13 protein-coding genes and 1 pseudogene are annotated in these 15,512 nt (G+C 67.4%); 8 read left to right on the top strand and 6 right to left on the bottom strand.

Annotated elements, in window-relative coordinates; all coding sequences use genetic code 11:
* Window positions 1-4 precede the first annotated feature (4 nt).
* Both FS388_RS00250 and FS388_RS00245 read left to right on the top strand, forming a co-directional pair.
* Window positions 5-712 carry a 3-oxoacid CoA-transferase subunit A gene (locus tag FS388_RS00250; protein ID WP_146341793.1) on the top strand — a complete coding sequence of 236 codons (708 nt, stop codon included), beginning with the start codon at window positions 5-7 and terminating at the stop codon, window positions 710-712.
* The gene (locus FS388_RS00245) at window positions 709-1,362 is read left to right on the top strand and encodes a 3-oxoacid CoA-transferase subunit B (RefSeq protein ID WP_146338486.1); all 654 of its coding nucleotides are present in this window, start codon (window positions 709-711) and stop codon (window positions 1,360-1,362) included. Before FS388_RS00250 ends, FS388_RS00245 begins: the two co-directional genes overlap by 4 nt.
* 60 nt (window positions 1,363-1,422) lie before the next feature.
* Here FS388_RS00245 and FS388_RS00240 read toward each other — a convergent pair whose 3' ends face one another.
* On the bottom strand, window positions 1,423-2,433 hold the full coding sequence (locus FS388_RS00240) for a LacI family DNA-binding transcriptional regulator (RefSeq protein ID WP_246836327.1): 1,011 nt from the start codon (window positions 2,431-2,433) through the stop codon (window positions 1,423-1,425).
* Between the two features lie 188 nt (window positions 2,434-2,621).
* Here FS388_RS00240 and FS388_RS00235 point away from each other — a divergent pair, with 188 nt between their 5' ends.
* Both FS388_RS00235 and FS388_RS00230 read left to right on the top strand, forming a co-directional pair.
* Window positions 2,622-3,383, top strand: a complete 762-nt coding sequence (locus FS388_RS00235) for a helix-hairpin-helix domain-containing protein (RefSeq protein WP_146338480.1) — start codon at window positions 2,622-2,624, stop codon at window positions 3,381-3,383.
* Window positions 3,367-5,010 (top strand): ComEC/Rec2 family competence protein, encoded by a 1,644-nt coding sequence (locus tag FS388_RS00230; RefSeq protein WP_146338477.1) that lies wholly within the window; start codon window positions 3,367-3,369, stop codon window positions 5,008-5,010. The genes FS388_RS00235 and FS388_RS00230 overlap by 17 nt, the downstream gene beginning before the upstream one ends.
* On the opposite strand, the gene FS388_RS13375 is transcribed toward FS388_RS00230, so the two are convergent.
* Entirely contained in the window at window positions 4,997-5,785 is a 789-nt protein-coding gene (locus tag FS388_RS13375; protein ID WP_146338474.1) for a transglycosylase family protein, read from the bottom strand. The genes FS388_RS00230 and FS388_RS13375 overlap by 14 nt on opposite strands.
* A gap of 211 nt (window positions 5,786-5,996) precedes the next feature.
* Window positions 5,997-9,410 carry a DNA polymerase III subunit alpha gene (locus FS388_RS00220; RefSeq protein WP_246836232.1) on the bottom strand — a complete coding sequence of 1,138 codons (3,414 nt, stop codon included), beginning with the start codon at window positions 9,408-9,410 and terminating at the stop codon, window positions 5,997-5,999.
* Window positions 9,411-9,486: 76 nt separating this feature from the next.
* Here FS388_RS00220 and FS388_RS00215 point away from each other — a divergent pair, with 76 nt between their 5' ends.
* A complete protein-coding gene (locus tag FS388_RS00215; RefSeq protein WP_146338471.1) occupies window positions 9,487-11,031 on the top strand; it encodes a deoxyguanosinetriphosphate triphosphohydrolase family protein in 1,545 nt (514 codons plus the stop codon).
* A gap of 1 nt (window position 11,032) precedes the next feature.
* On the opposite strand, the gene FS388_RS00210 is transcribed toward FS388_RS00215, so the two are convergent.
* The 3 genes and pseudogenes from FS388_RS00210 to FS388_RS00200 form a co-directional block, all read right to left on the bottom strand.
* A complete protein-coding gene (locus tag FS388_RS00210; RefSeq protein ID WP_246836231.1) occupies window positions 11,033-12,124 on the bottom strand; it encodes an NAD(P)/FAD-dependent oxidoreductase in 1,092 nt (363 codons plus the stop codon).
* A complete protein-coding gene (locus tag FS388_RS00205) occupies window positions 12,117-12,467 on the bottom strand; it encodes a DUF2200 domain-containing protein (RefSeq protein WP_146338465.1) in 351 nt (116 codons plus the stop codon). Before FS388_RS00205 ends, FS388_RS00210 begins: the two co-directional genes overlap by 8 nt.
* 10 nt (window positions 12,468-12,477) lie before the next feature.
* Window positions 12,478-13,461, bottom strand: a pseudogene (locus FS388_RS00200) (MsnO8 family LLM class oxidoreductase).
* Between the two features lie 94 nt (window positions 13,462-13,555).
* Between FS388_RS00200 and FS388_RS00195 the strand changes: the two are divergent.
* Genes FS388_RS00195 through FS388_RS00185 form a run of 3 tightly spaced genes read left to right on the top strand, consistent with a single transcriptional unit; the run spans window position 13,556 to window position 15,446 of the window.
* Window positions 13,556-14,374, top strand: a complete 819-nt coding sequence (locus FS388_RS00195; RefSeq protein WP_210410206.1) for an HAD family hydrolase — start codon at window positions 13,556-13,558, stop codon at window positions 14,372-14,374.
* A 56-nt stretch (window positions 14,375-14,430) separates the two neighbouring features.
* On the top strand, window positions 14,431-15,042 hold the full coding sequence (locus tag FS388_RS00190; protein WP_146338458.1) for a hypothetical protein: 612 nt from the start codon (window positions 14,431-14,433) through the stop codon (window positions 15,040-15,042).
* A 32-nt stretch (window positions 15,043-15,074) separates the two neighbouring features.
* Window positions 15,075-15,446: a hypothetical protein gene (locus FS388_RS00185; protein WP_246836230.1), complete on the top strand. Its 372-nt coding sequence runs from the start codon at window positions 15,075-15,077 to the stop codon at window positions 15,444-15,446.
* The last annotated feature ends 66 nt before the right edge of the window (window positions 15,447-15,512 follow it).

Below are 15,512 nucleotides of genomic sequence, written 5' to 3'. Positions count from 1 at the left end.
ACCTATGACAATGAGAATTGCTGCCTCACCGACTGAGGCTGTGGCTGGAGTCGGTGATGGGGCGACGGTGCTTTTGGGCGGGTTCGGCAATGCTGGGCAGGCTCATGAGCTGATTGATGCGCTGCTGGACTCTGGCGCTGAGGAGTTGACGGTGGTGAGCAACAATGCCGGTCAGGGTGATGCGGGGTTGGCGCTGCTGATCAAGGAGTCTCGGGTGGGGAAGATCATCTGTTCGTTTCCGCGGCAGTCGGATTCGTGGCATTTCGATGAGGCCTACCGGGCTGGTCGGATTGAGCTGGAGCTTGTTCCCCAGGGCAATCTGGCGGAGCGGCTGCGCGCAGCGGGTGCGGGCATCGGGGCCTTCTTCACCCCGAGCGGCTATGGGACCACGTTGGCGCAGGGCAAGGAGACGCGCCGGATCGACGGTGTGAACTACGTGCTGGAGCACCCGCTCCGGGGGGACCTGGCGCTGATCAAGGCTTTTGCGGCCGATGAGCGCGGAAACCTCACCTACCGCAAGACCGCCAGAAATTTCGGTCCTGTGATGGCCGCAGCTGCTGAGCATACGGTGGTCCAGGTGGAGAAGGTGCTTCCCGCCGGGTCGCTGAATCCTGAGAACGTCATTACTCCCGGTATCTATGTGGACACTGTGGTGGAGGTGCCCACCGCGTCCGGTGAGGCCGCGAGCAAGGAAGGAAGACTCCAAGGATGATCACCGCACGATATGACGAGAAGCTCTCACGGCAGCAGTTGGCTGAGTTGGTGGCGGCTGATATTCCGGCGGGTTCGTATGTGAATCTGGGGATCGGCCAGCCCACGACGGTGTCGGACTATCTGACGCCGGAGCAGGGGGTGACTCTGCATACTGAGAATGGGATGTTGGGGATGGGTCCGGCGGCGCAGGGGGATGAGGTCGATGGTGATCTGATCAATGCGGGAAAGATCCCGGTCACTGAGCTGCCCGGGACCAGCTATTTCCATCATGCTGATTCCTTCGCGATGATGCGTGGGGGGCATTTGGATGTGTGCGTGCTGGGTGCTTTTCAGGTCTCTGCTGGTGGGGATCTGGCCAATTGGTCCACCGGTGCTGCGGATGCGATTCCTGCGGTGGGCGGTGCGATGGATCTGGCGATAGGGGCTAAGGATGTGTTTGTGATGATGAGCCTCTTCGCCAAGGACGGCACGGCGAAGATTGTTCCGCAGCTGGGGTATCCGGCTACGGGGCTGGGGTGTGTGAGTCGGGTCTATACCGATCATGGGGTCTTCCACATCGAAGAGGCTGGGGTCAGGCTGCGCCAGGCCTACGGTCTCAGCGCCGAGGAGATCCAGCAGCGTCTGGACTTCGAGCTGCTCACCGACTGACCCCCTCCCCGAACAGACCCACATCCCGTCCGGAGTGCGGTCTGTCGTGCCGCGCCGTCGTCAGCCATCGGGGGTGGTGGGCATGTGGCTGGTGGACCCGCGCACCACGAGCTCGGGAGTGAAGCGTTCCTGCTGAATGGGGGCTGCGTTGTCGCCTATCCGATTCAGAAGAATCTTCAGAGCCACTTCAGCCATCTCGTCGATCGGCTGCCGGACCGTGGTGAGGTTCAGCGCTTTCCAAGCTGACATAGGGATATCGTCGTAGCCGGCGACCCATAGGTCCTCAGGGACTCTGAGGCCGTGCTCAAGCGCCGCATCGATCACGCCGAAGGCCACCACGTCTGTGGTGCAGAAGACCGCCTGCGGAGGGTCTTGTCTGAGGAGAGCCCTGCCGGCTTCCAAGCCTGCGTCGTGGGTGAATGGAGTTTCGGGCTGGTGGGCCTCCGTCAGTGGGAATCCAGCTTCGGCGAAGCGCTGCGTGAAGCCCTCGCGCCTCTCGCGGCCTGTGCTGGCCCACGATCCTCCGCCGACGACGGCCGCGTCGGTTCTGCCATGAGCAAGGAAGTAGTCGGCCACTGCCGCGCCTCCTGCAAGGTTGTCTCCGGTGACTCGGTCACTGGTGACGCCCTCGAGGCTGCGGTTCACCAGGACGACCGGCAGCCCCATCTCCAGGGCCGCTCGAAGCGACTGCGATTCCCGCGTGGCTGTGGTGAAGACAAGACCGTCGATGAGTTTGGACCGTATCGCCTCAATGGCTGCCTGTTCGCTGTTGTCGCCGTCTGAGACCCAGAAGCTGACTCGCAGTCCGGCCTGCGTGATCTCGCGGCTGAGTGCGTACATCATGACGGGATACCAGGGGTTGGTGAACTCGCCGGCAACCACCCCGATGGCTCCTGAGCGCTGCGTGCGCATCGCTCGTGCCTGGGCGTTGGGCACGTAGCCGAACGTCGCCATCGCCTCTTCGACGCGCCTTCTGCTCTCATCGCTGACACGCGTGGAGCCCTGCACGACTCGGGACACCGTGGCCTGAGAAACTCCCGCGACTTGCGCGATCTCCTTGCCGGTTAGCATCAACACCTTTCCTGCGCGCCTTACCCGCGCGTTCTGCATATACGTTCTCATATGCACGGGGCGCGCGCTGGCTGTGAGGAGGCATCCTTCTTCCACCGAGTCATGCATCAGCCAGTCGGGCACTCCGAGAGGCTCACATGCACGCGCCCAGCGACATCGGCCATGGCGGGGCTTCCTAGCCTGAGGCCATGGAGCGCATCAGTGATCTGCCGCGGGAGCCCGGTGATGGCATCGGGGTCGAGTATGACGACGAGCTGGACCGCCTCAGCACTCGGCGTGATCGGCTGCGGGCTGAGAGGGCAGAGGCCCATCAGGCCCCGGCACGTGTACGGCTTCGGCTGGGTGCGGTGCTGGTGGTGCTGTCGGGAATCCTCACGTGGTTCGCGGTCGCGTGGCTGTCCGCCCCGTCGGGGGCGGATGCCTCAGCCGAGGAGCTCCCTGACCCGCCTGAAGCCCAGCACCCCTCCGAGCATGAGGCTGACCGAGTCTCGGCGAACGAAGAGGCCCAGGACGATGTCGTCGTGCACGTCAGCGGGGCCGTGAAGAAGCCCCAGGTCGTGGAGCTTCCGCCCGGCGCCCGCGTGATGGACGCGGTGGACTCCGCCGGCGGCATGACCGAAGAGGCTGCTGCAGCCGGGGTCAATCTCGCAGCGGTGGCCGAGGACGGCAGCCACGTGTGGATCCCCACCGAGGCAGAGCTGGAGGAGGGCGGCGCCCCGCCTGCCGCGGCCGCGCCGGCGGTGACGGGAGACAGCGGCGGACCGATCAACCTCAACACCGCTGATGCGGCAACGCTTGAGGAGCTGACGGGCATCGGTCCGGCCCTGGCCGAACGGATCATCTCCCACCGCGAAAGCACCGGGGCGTTCGAGTCACTGGAGGATATCGGCCGCGTGAGCGGCATCGGGCCGGCGATTCTGGAGAATATCGCCGATGACGTCACCTGGTGACGCCGCGGCCGCGCCATCTTTGAAGGAGGGAAGAGCTGCGCGCGCGAGCTTGGACCTGCGCCTGCTGCCCGCAGCTGTCGTCGCATTCGCCGCCGCCTTGGCGGCGGTGCATCTCCCTGCCGCAGGGGCCTGGCAGCTGGCCGGGCTCGCTGCAGGGACGGGCGGAGCAGCGGCTGTCCTGGCGTTCAGCCTGGGGCAGGGCCGGGGCCGTGCCTTCGGCGTCCAATGGATGTTCTGCGCAGTGCTGGCGGCAGCGGTGTGCGCCCAGGCGGCTGCGATCATCGGAGTGCATGAGGAGTCCGGCTGGGATGCAGCGGTTCAGGATCGCGCGGAGATGGACGCGGTTCTGAGGATCACTGAAGACGTCAGGCCCCTTGCGGATCCGGGCTGGGGCGGTCAGCAGCGCATATTGGTGCGCGCAGTGGTGGACCGTGCTCAGCTGCCCGGTCAGGACGCCTTCACAGAGGTCAATGCCGAGACTGTGCTGATCAGTCAGGTTCCCTTCGGGGCTCATCCGAGTTGGATGTTCGAGGCCGGACAGAGATACGGCGGGACGGTGCGGACGGCGCCCACCGACGCCGGGGAGAGGGCCACAGCCCTGATCTTTCCCGAGTGGGATGGTCTGGACCGCCTGCCGGAGGATCGGTGGTCGCGCTTCACCGGGGTGTTCAATGACCTGCGTTCGGCGACGAAGGATGCCTCGGCTGGAACGGTGGGGGACGCCGCCGGGCTGCTGCCGGGCGTCATACTGGGAGATCGCACCGCGATGGACGAGGAGCTTGCGGAGGCGATGTACACCTCGGGGCTGTCGCATATGACGGTGGTGTCAGGGACGCACTGCTCGCTGATAGTGGGTGCGCTGCTGGGGCTGATTCGCCTGTGCCGGATGCCCAGGTGGTGCTCACCGGTGCTGATCGTGGTGGGCCTGGTCCTCTTTGTGCTGCTGGTGCAGCCTGCGCCGAGTGTGATCCGCGCAGCGGTCATGGGCAGCATCGGTGCGATGGCGGTCTTCGCCGGAAGGGGGAGGGCCTCGTCTGCGCTGCTGTGCTTGTGCGTGGTGGCGCTGCTGCTCTATGACCCGTACTTCAGCACGGAGCCTGCATTCCAGCTCAGCGTCACCGCCACAGCTGGGATTGTGCTGACGGGGCAGCCGATGAAGGAGATCTTCGAGCAGCGTATGCCGGTCATCCTCGCCGGGCCCTTGGCCCTGGCGGCGTCCTCGCAGCTCTTCGTGACCCCTGTGCTTCTGCCGATCGCAGCCGGGGTGAACACCTACAGCATCCCGGCCAACATTGCTGCTGGTCCGCTGCTGCCCTTTGTCACTGTTCCGGGGACGCTGGCAGCCGTGCTGTCCACGGCCGTGCCGTGGCTGAGTCATGCGCTGCTGTGGCTTGCGGGGTTCCCGGCCGCGGGCATTGCGGTGATCGGCCGCACTGCTGCGGGCCTGCCGCAGGCATTGGCCCCCTGGCCTGAAGGCCCGGTGGGCCTGGGTTTGGTGCTGGTGTACCTCTCCGGCTCCGTGGTGCTCTCGCGTCTGCTCATCGGCAGGAGAGCACCACGGAGGTGGGAGAAGGTGGCCCTGGCTGTGGTGGCCGGGGCAGTGGCTGCGGTGATCAGCCCTGGGTGACGGGGAGCTTCAGCTCGTCGCCGACGAAGATGAGGTTAGGGTCCTCGACCTGGTCGGTGTTGGCGCCCCACAGGTCGGTCCAGTCCACACCGAGCTCGTCGGCGATGTCGGCCAGTGTGTCGCCTGACTGAATGGTGTAGGTCTCGTCCGAGACCTCAACGTCAGTGTTCGGCTCAGCGGAGTATGCCGCGGAGTAGCCGTTGGACTGGGTCTCTGGCTCAGGCTGCGGCTCCGGCTGAGGCTGTGTCTCGGGCTGCGGCTCCGGCTCGGGCTGCGGCTGGGGCTCGGGCTGCGGCTCCTGCTGCTGAGGAGCGGACTGCTGCTCCTGCTGCTGGGGAGCCTGCTGCTGGCTCTGGCCGCCACCGTTGGAGGAGTCGCCGTTGTCGGAGGGAGCTGGGCTGCCGCCGCCGCCGCTGGGGGAGCCGGAGAGGCCGAGGCTGGCGGAGCATGCGGGCCACTGGCCCCATCCGGCCTGGGCCTGAAGCTCGGTGGCCACGGCGATCTGCTGCGCACGGCTGGCCTGGTGGGGGTACTCGGCGTACTGCTGGCCGCCCATGGAGTCCCAGGTCTGCTTCATGAACTGGAGGCCGCCGTAGAAGCCGTTGCCGGTGTTGATGGACCAGTTTCCGCCGGACTCGCACTCAGCGAGGCGGTCCCAGTCGCTCTGGGCGTTGGCCACGGGCGCCTGGGCCACGATTGCTCCGCCGGAGATGGCGGCTGCGGCAATGCCTCCGCCGATGACCCTCTTGAATGTGGAGTGCTGAGAAGTCTGCATAGTTGTTCTTTGTTTCCTTCAACGAGTGAACGGGATGGGAAGGCCTGGGTCACACCCAGGTCACGAGTTGTTCGGAGACCATTCAAATGTCTCAATTCGATTGCGTCAAACCACCCACGATGCGATAAAAGTGGACAAGAAGCCCGGAATCACGGGGATGGAGGGCTGTTATCAACCTGTTATCTTGTTTTATGTGAGAAAACTGTGAATCTCACAAGGGTGTGCCGCTGCGCTGCCATTCGTTCCACATGTGCTTAAGGTCCCAGGCCTCTTCGGCCTGCAGGGAGACTCCTCGGGCGCCGGTGCGGCGGATGCGTCCGCGGATGATCATCAGGCGGGTGCCGAACAGCAGGGGGCCGGCCGCTTCCTGCGCGTCCTCGAAGAACGTGGTGTCGGCACAGCCTGTGCCGTCGTCGAGGCTGATGAATACCGTTCGCTTCCCCGAGCGCATCGGCGGGGTCTGGGTGGCCACTCGGATTCCGGCGACGAGCACCTCTGTGTTGTTGCGGGTATGCCGCAGCTCTGCGGCGGCGGTGACGCCGAGCTCCTGCAGCATGGGCCGGTAGGTCTCGATGACGTGTTCGCTGATCTCTGAGGAGAGCTCCTGGAGCTCATCTGCGGTGCGTTCTCCGGCGGTGGGGTCGGGCACGGAGGCGTCCATGAGGGCCGCCTCCTCGAAGAGCTGGGGCTGGGAGGGGTCATGCGGGGCTGCGCTGCTTCTGCGGGGGGCGGCTGTCAGCTGCCGCACGTAGGTGATGATGCTGCCGCGGGTGCTGGTGTGGTCTTCGGCGCTGAGGCTGTCGAATGCGCCGAGCTTCGCCAGCCGCATCATCAGGGCTCGGGAGGGGCGAGCCTGCTGATAGACCTCGTAGATGGAGGTGAAGGGGCGGTGTTCGATGATGCGGGTGATCTCGGCGTCGCTGATGCCGCGGATGTCGCGGAGGCCGAGCCGGATGCCTTTCTCCTCGGCGGTGATCCGCTCGGTGCGGTATCCGGCGTCTGAGGCGTTGATGTCGATGCCCAGCAGGGGGATGAGCATGCGGCGAGCTTCGGCCATCAGAAGCCGACGGGGGTACATGCCGGGGTCGTGCTCGAAGATGGCGGTGAGGAACTCCACCGGATAGTGGGTCTTCAGCCAGGCGGACTGGTAGGTGGGCAGGGCGAATGCTGCGCCGTGAGCTTTGCAGAACCCGAAGCTGCCGAAGCTGCGCAGAGCCTTCCAGAGCCTGTCGATGTCGGCGTCGCTGAAGATGCGGTTGTTGTCCTCGTCGGTGTTCTGGGCGGTGCGCTCCCTGAACTCGCCTTCGATCTGCTCGGCGTCCTTCTCCATCCGGCGGCGCAGCTCGTCGGCCTCAGCCAGGGAGATGCGCATGGTGTCGGCGAGGATCCGCAGCACATGCTCGTGGTAGAGCACCACCCCGTAGGAGTCCTGCAGGAAGGGCGCGAAGCGCGGGTGGAGGTAGTCGATCCCGCGGAAGCCGTGCTTGCGCTCCACGAAGGGGGTGACCATGTCTGCCTTCATCGGACCCGGTCGGAACAGGGAGATGTCGGCGATGAGGTCCTCGTAGCGGTCCGGCTGCAGCTTGCCGATGAGCTCCCGCTGGCCGGGGGATTCGATCTGGAACATCCCCAGGGTGTGGGTGGTGCGGATCGCCGCGAAGGTGGCCTCATCGTCCTTGGGCAGTGAGTCCAGGTCGATGCGGCCCTCGGGGGAGATGTAGGGGGCATCTGGAGCCAGGCCGCCCTCCACGACGGCTGCCGGGCCGTTGATGCGTTGGATCTCGTCGACCGCGTAGGCAAGGGTCGACTGCATCCGTACCCCGAGGACGTCGAGCTTCAGCAGCCCCATGTCATCGATGTCGTCCTTGTCGAACTGGCTCATCGGCAGCCCGATGCCGGAGGGCTGGGTGGGTGTGGTGGAGAGCAGCCCCTCGTCGCCGAGGATCACTCCGCAGGAGTGCATGGAGATGTGTCGGGGCAGTCGGTCGAGGCGTTCGGTGAGGTCCACCAGCAGGTCCACCTGGGGTTCTGCGGAGACCAGCTCGGCGATGTCGCGCAGCTCAGGCTTGGAGTCCAGGACCTGCCGGAATTCGCGGGCGTTGAACCGCCAGAGGCTCTCGGCGATCTGGTCGATGCGATGCTCCTCCATGCCCAGGGCCAGGCCTGCGTCACGGGCCGCGCCGCGGGCGCGGTAGCGGTTCTGCATGGAGAGCAGGGTGACCCGATCGTGGCCGTAGCGTTCGAAGATCGCGTGGTAGACCTCGTGCCTGCGGGCGGATTCGATGTCGACGTCGATGTCCGGCAGGGTGCTGCGCTTGCTGCCCAGGAACCGTTCGAACAGCAGGTCATGCTCCACCGGGTCCACGTTGGAGATGCGCAGCAGGTAGGTCACCAGGCTTCCGGCGCCGGAGCCTCGGGCCTGGGCGCGCACCCCCATGTCGCGGATCATGTCGACCGTGTCTGCGACGGCCAGGAAGTAGGTGCTGAAGCCGAAGGCGCCGATGGTGCCCAGCTCCATGTCGAGGCGTTCGTTGAGGTCCGTGAGCTCCTGGCCGGCGGCGTGCGGGTAGCGTTCGGCGAGCGCGGATCGGCATCGGCGGGCCAGCACGTCGGCGGGGTCGTCCGCGATGCCGAGGATCTCCAGCTCGGGGACCTTGGGGTGGCGCCACCGCAGGTCGGTCTCGGGGTCCAGCTGGCATGTCTGGGCGAGGCGCTCGGTGGCGGAGAGCATGTCCACGGCCTGCTCTCGGCGCAGGCCGGCGTGCTCAGCCAGGGCGAAGGCAAGCTGGTGCATCGTCTCGGGCGGCTTCAGCCATGCCTGCCCGTTGGGCTGGGGGGCGAAGCTTCCCAGGGGCAGCAGGTGCGCGGCGGCGTCGAGCACGTCGCCGGTGAGGGCGTCGTCGGGCTGCAGGTAGCGCACCGCGTTGGTCAGCACTGCCGGGATTCCGCAGGTGTGGGCCAGGCTCAGCATGTCCGCGGCGTGCTGCATGCTTGCCGACTGGCCGGGCTGGGTGCTGTGGCAGACGACCTCTACGGCCACGCCTCCGGGCAGCAGGTCGCACCATTGGCTGAGCAGCTTCTGCGCGGCGGGCATGTCTGCGGCCAGGACGGCGTGGCCCACATCGGAGTGGGGTCCCAGCAGCACGGTGCCGGTGGGGCCTGAGTCGTCCTGCAGGAAGACCGCGGGTCGGCGCTTGTCGATGAATGCTTCACGGTGGGCGGAGCCGTGGCGGGCGGAGGTGCGGCGTCGGGCTCCGCGTTTGGGTGCGTGGGCGGAGGAGACCAGTCGGGCCAGTCCGGCCCAGCCGGCGCCGCCGTTGCGGCCGTGGGCCAGGATTGTCACTTCGGTGGGCGCAGCCTCTGCGGCGCCCTTGCGGGGCTTCTCGCGCACCTGGAGGCTGACTCCCACGATGGGGGCCAGGCCCGCTTCGATGCAGGCCCGGATGTGGCGGACGGACCCGTAGAGGCCGTCCCTGTCGGTGATGGCGGCTGCGGGGGCGCCATGGTCCGCCGCGGCCTGGACCAGCTCTTCGGGCCGGGCGGTGCCGTGGTGTGCGGAGAACACGCTGCAGGCGTGCAGGTGGGTGAAGCGCACGGTATCCGAAGGCACCTCCTGTTCGAACATACTTTCGAATAGAGTGTAAGTCCTGCGGGGAAGGTTCGAACAGGCGGGCCTGCGCCCTGCGCTTAGGGTGGTGTCCATGAGCGCCGCCCCCGCCTACGATCCGCGCACTGCGCGCAGCGTCCCGGAGACTCTCGACGCCTCCCAGCAGCTGGAGCGCTCGCCGGACTTCCGTGCGGATCTGGAGCGGATCCGGTTCTCCCCGTACTTCTCCCGTCTCTCGGCGGTCACTCAGGTGATTTCGCAGACGGGGGCGGGCATGGCCATCCACAATCGGCTCACCCACTCGCTGAAGGTGGCCGCAGTGGCCCGGGCGATCGCGGTGGGCCTGTCGGCGGAGGGCGGACGCGCCGGTGAGCTGCTGGAGTCGCTGGGGGGCTGCAACCCGGCGGTGGTCCAGGCCGCGGCCTGCGCCCATGATGTGGGGCACCCGCCCTTCGGCCATTTGGGGGAGTTGGCGCTGGACCGCCTGGCTCGCGGACATTTCGGCCTGGCTGAGGGCTTCGAGGGCAACGCCCAGTCCTTCCGAATCCTGACGCGACTGGATGAGTACGACCGTGACGGGGCGGGGCTGAACCTCACCGCGGCAGTGCGCTCGGCAGTGCTGAAGTACCCGTGGATACGTGCTGAGGGGTTCGGGCGTCCGGGCGGCCCGCAGACGCCGCAGGGCCTGTCCCCGGATCCCAACGGCGCTGGTGCCAGAAAGTTCGCCGTCTACACGCTGGATCTGCACAGCATGCGTCAGGCCCGGGCGGCCTACCCGGGCATCGGGGAGCTTCAGCAGACGGTGGAGTGCTCGGTGATGGACACCGCCGATGACATCGCCTACTCGCTGCATGACCTGGATGACTTCTACCGGGCCGGTCTGCTGAACCAGACGGCGATCTCGGCGGAGTTCAGTGCGTGGAAGGAAACGCGCGCGGAGCTCTCCGCGGCCTCGGAGGGTCAGCTGCGGCGCGTCTCGCACACCCCGGGACGGGGTCTGGAGCTGCTGTGGCGGCAGCTGCACCGCAAGGACCCGTGGATCGCCGACGGGGATGCCTTCCTCGCCGCGGTCGAAAGGGTCTCCGAAGATGTGGTGGAGGGGCTGCTGATGTCGCCCTTCGACGGCTCGCGGGAGGCGGAGCGGTCGCTGGCGACGTTCACCGCTGAGTGGATCACCCACCTGCAGAGCTCGGTGGAGCTGCACGCTGAGCCCAATGTCCGCTCAGGCCATGTGAACCTGAACCAGCAGGCCTGGCACGAGGTGGCGGTGCTGAAGTTCCTCCATCAGCGCTTCATCCTCGGGCGGGCTGACCTGACCGTCTACCAACGCGGCCAGGCCCGCCTGATCGAACGCCTGGTGCTGGGCTTCTCGGCATGGCTGGAGGATGAGGACGACGCCTCACGCGCTCCCCGCCGTCTGCTGGATCTGGTGGAGCTGGCTGCTCAGGACATGCTCACCCTGCGCCGGGAGTCCCCGGAGCTGCTCGACGCGGTCGATGAGCCCAGCCTGCTGCGCAAGGCCCAGGGCCGCGGCATCATCGACTATGTGGCCTCGCTGACGGACGCGCAGGCCACCTCGTTGGACGGCCTGCTGGCGGGCACCTCCGAACGCCTCTGGGACGCAGGGCAGGGCCTGTAGCTCACACTCTATGCAGAGACTGCGGGCTGCCGGCCAGGCGTCGCTTCAGAGCCCCCACTGCGGCCCGTCCTGCCCGGTTGGCGCCCACGGTGGACTGGGAGGGTCCGAAGCCGATCAGGTGGATGCGCGGATCGGCACGGACTTCGGTGCCGCGCACAGCGATTCCTCCCTGCTCGTTGGTCAGGTTCAGCGGTGCCAGGTGCTCCAGCGACGGCCGGAATCCGGTGGCCCACAGGATGGTGTCCACGGTGGTGAGCGTGCCGTCGGCCTCCCGCACACCGTGGGGCTCGATGCCGGTGAACATGGGTCGCCGGTCCAGGGCCCCGCGTGCGGCGGCCTCGCGGGCCTCGGCAGACCAGACCAGGCCGGTGTAGGAGACGATGCTCTGGGTCGGCAGGCCCGCCTCCGCAGCGGCGGTGACCCTCTCGATAGTCTCCCGGCCCTCCACCTCCGGGCGGAATCCCTCCTCCCGGAAGACGGGCTCGCGCCGGGTGTACCAGAACGTGGTGGCATGGCGGGAGATCTCCGTGAGCAGCTGCACAGCAGAGATCCCGCCGCCGACCACGGCGACTCGATGCCCGGCGTGCTCCTCGGCGGAGACATAGTCCCGGGTGTGCATCTGTCGGCCGGCGAAGCTCTCGGTGCCGGGATACTGGGGCAGCACCGGGTTGTTCCATGTCCCGGTGGCGTTGATCACCGCCCGGGTGACCCAGACACCGGCATCGGCGTGCACCCGCAGCCGGCCCTCAGCCGCCTCCTCGACGCGACTGACCCTCACCGGCCGCCGGATGGGCAGCTTCCGATCGTCCTCAAAGTCAGCGAAGTATCGAGGAACCGCACTGCGGCTGGGCTCAGCATCGTCCAAAGGCGGAGTGGGGAAGCCGGGAAGGCCGAAGATCCCATTGACGGTCCCCATGCGCAGCGACTCCCACCGGTGCTGCCACGCCCCGCCCGGGGCGTCCTCGGCATCCAGCACCACGAAATCCAGATCAGTGCGCTGCAGATGATGCCCCGCAGACAGCCCAGCCTGCCCCGCACCGATCACCACCACATCAACGTGCTCGATGCGGCCCGCACCGGAGGGCTCACCCACGCAGGATCTTCTCCATAGCCTTGCCCTTGGCCAGCTCATCAATCAGCTTGTCCAGCCGTCGGATCTCCCGCATCGTCTCCTCCGGAACCTCCTGGACCTTCACCCCGCACACCGAACCAGTGATCAGAGAGCGGTTCGGGTTCAGCTCAGGCGCCTGCCCGAGAAATGCTTCGAAGCTGGTCCCCGCCGCCAGCTGCTCGGCCAGCTGCTCAGGCGAATAGCCGGTGAGCCAGCAGATGATCTGATCCACCTCAGCCTGTGTCCGATTCTTGCGCTCGGCCTTGGTCACATAATGCGGGTAGACCTTGCCGAAGGGCATCTCATACACCGGGTGCTTCGTCATACTCATCAGGCTACCGAGCGCTTCCGCGAATGAGCTGAGAAAGAGCCCCGTCCAGCTCGCCCAGGGCCTCCAGATCATACGTCGAGGTCGAGGCCATGATCTCGGCGGCCCCCGTGCGCTCCGCCAGGGCCTCCAGCTGAGGCCCCACCGCGCTCGCCGGTCCGGCCACCGCCTGGCGGAGCCCCTCCTCGACGCGCTCAGCTGTCCTCCGGCTCCATGATTGGGCCCGAATGGTCTCTGGGGCCTCCAGCGGCCCGAACTCGCCCGTCTCTCGGGACCGGGCCATAGCCCAGATCTCCGGCAGCGCAAGCTCCTGAGCCTCTTCGGCGGTGTCTGCGACATAGATGTCCAGGGAGATGATCACCTCAGGCTTGGCAGCCTGCGCGCGTGGACGGAACGTCCGGCGGTAGTCGCGCAGCATGTCGGTGAGTTCTTCGGTGTGCAGAACGGGCCCTCCCACCACGACGGGCAGGCCCAGCTCCGCGGCGAGGCTGATGCCCTTCCCAGTGGCGAGCAGGAACATCGGCGGCGGCTCACCCACCGTGGGCTGGGCGGTGACCTCAGCGGTGCCCTGGAGGTACGCGCTGAGCTCACGCAGATCGTTCGTGAAATCCTCCGCCTCCCCGGACTCCTGACGCAGCGCACGCCGCACCGGGGGAGTGAACCCGAGGGATCATCCCAGGCCCAGGTCGATGCGCCCAGGATGGAGGCTCTCCAGCATGAGGAACTGCTCCGCGACGACGAGGGGCTGGTGGTGGGGAAGCATCACCCCGCCGGACCCCAGCCGAATGCGGGAGGTCTTGGACGCCGCAGCTGCGAGCACCACAGCCGGCGCCCCCGATGCCACCCCGGGCACCGCATGGTGCTCGGCAGCCCAGAGCCGGTGATAGCCGAGCGCCTCGGCCCGCACGGCCCGCTCCACGGTGTGGTGCAGGGCATCCGCGGGGGCACGGCCGAGCCGGGTCCGCGACCGGTCAAGAAGAGAAAGCCTCACGCGCACCGCAACCCGAACGGGCGCCCAGATGTTCCGAGGACGCCGCGCTCTGAGGGACCTCGGTGATCGGCCCGGGTGTGGGTATGGTTCGAGAGTGCTCATTGCAACGGACCTGGATGGGACGCTCGTCCCGAACGGCAGCGCGCGCATGGGCGGCTACACCGCCGAGGTGCTGCGCCGCGCCGACGCCGCCGGCATCCACGTCGTCTTCGTCACCGGCCGGCCGCTGCGCTGGATGAGCGAGATGTGGCCCCATGTCGGAGCGCACGGCAAGGCCGTGGTCTCCAACGGCGCGATCCTCTACGACGCCCACGAGCGCAGGACGCTGGCAGTCGACGGCATCGAGCCTGGGCTGGGGCTGGAGCTGGTCGAAGCTATCACCCAGGCGGCCCCTGAGACCGTCTTCGCCATCGAATGCGTCGACGGAATCCGGCTGGACCCCCACTTCGTGTACGAGCGCCCAAGCTCCACCCCTCCGACCCGGGGCGCCTTTTCCGAGATCTGGGACGCCCCGGCGGTGAAGCTGCTGGCACGCAACCCAGGTCTGGGCGATGAGAGATTCCGTGAGCTGGTGAAGGACGCAGTGGGGAACCGGGGAGTCCCGACCTGGTCAGGGCCCGGGCTGGTGGAGATCAGCGCCCATGGGATTACCAAGGCGAGCGCGCTCGCCGGGCTCTGTGCGGATCTTGCCGTGTCGCGCGGAGATGTGGTCGCGTTCGGGGACATGCCCAACGATCTCCCGATGCTGCGCTGGGCCGGGACCTCCTACGCGATGGCTGACGCGGACGCCTCAGTCCGAGCCGAAGCGGACCATGTGGCGCCGTCCTGCAGTGAGGAAGGCGTGGCGCAGGTGATCGAGTCGCTTCTGGGCGGCGGGGATGCGACCGCCTCACCGACGGTCCCTGACCACTGAACATCAATAAACCCCTAAGGCTTGATGTGGCGCCTTCAAGCGCCTAGCCTTTACCTATGTTTGTTGTGACGGCAGATCAGCACCGCAGCCGCAGCACTGGCGACCGAGTGCCGACGCTCCTCAAAGGGCTCACTCCCTGGTTCAGCAGCCACCAGGACGCCATCGCACTGCCCATGGAGCGAACCGTCGGCGACGAAGTGCAGATCCTCCTCACCCATGCAGAACCCGCCCTGGACCTCGCCCTGCACCTGATGCGCCGAGCCGACTGGGCCGTAGGCGTAGGCGCCGGACCCGTCGAGACGCCCCTGGGGCCCAGCGCTCGCCAGAGCAGCGGCCAGGCGTTCTTCCACGCCCGGGAGGCCGTGGAGCGGGCCAGGGGCCGGGGGGAGCCGGTGCCGCTGGTGATCATGGGGGAGCAGGCTGAGGCAGCGGGCGAGGCGACGGCTGTAGTGCAGCTGCTGGGGGCGATCCTGCGCCGCCGCTCAGCCGAGGGATGGGAGGTGGCTGATGGTCAGGCTGCCGGCAAGCGGCAGAACCAGATCGCCGAGGAGCTGGGCATCAGCCCCCAGGCTGTGGGTCAGCGCATGAGGGCAGCCCTCGTTCAGGAGGAGCAGAGGGTGAGGCCCGTGGCCGCCCGCCTCATGAGCGTCTGCGTCGGCGGGTCGTAGAGCATGTCATGCGCTTCGGCGAGGATGGAGGAGTGGACATTCTGATCTCTGTCTCCGTCACTTTGGTCGCTCTGGCCCTTTCCTCGGCCGCTGGCATTGCGGTGGTGGGCGGACTGCTGCGCTGGGTGGAGCCTGCAGGGTCAGGCCCTGGGGTGCTGCGCGGTGGCACATGGATCGGTGTGCTGGAGCGTCTGGCCATCACCGGGTCTGTGCTGGCGGGGCACCCGGAGGCCGTCGCGGTGGTGCTGGCCGTGAAGGGTCTGGGCCGCTACCCCGAGCTGCGCGCGGCCAGGGCAGAGCACCGGGCCAAGGCCACTGAACGGTTCATCATCGGCACGCTCGCCAGCTACATCTGGGCGGGGCTGCTGGGCGTGCTCGGCCTGTACGCCCTCGATCAGCTCTGACCAGTATCGGCCGGCGTTCAGGTGAGAGTGATGGGCTGTGCGCCGTTCACCGTCCAGACGAAGGAG

The sequence above is a fragment of the Nesterenkonia sp. NBAIMH1 genome (assembly GCF_007922635.1).
GTDB classification, from domain to species: domain Bacteria; phylum Actinomycetota; class Actinomycetes; order Actinomycetales; family Micrococcaceae; genus Nesterenkonia; species Nesterenkonia pannonica.
The sequence above is the reverse complement of the archived record's forward strand: the minus strand, read 5'-3'. Positions and strand labels throughout refer to the sequence as shown.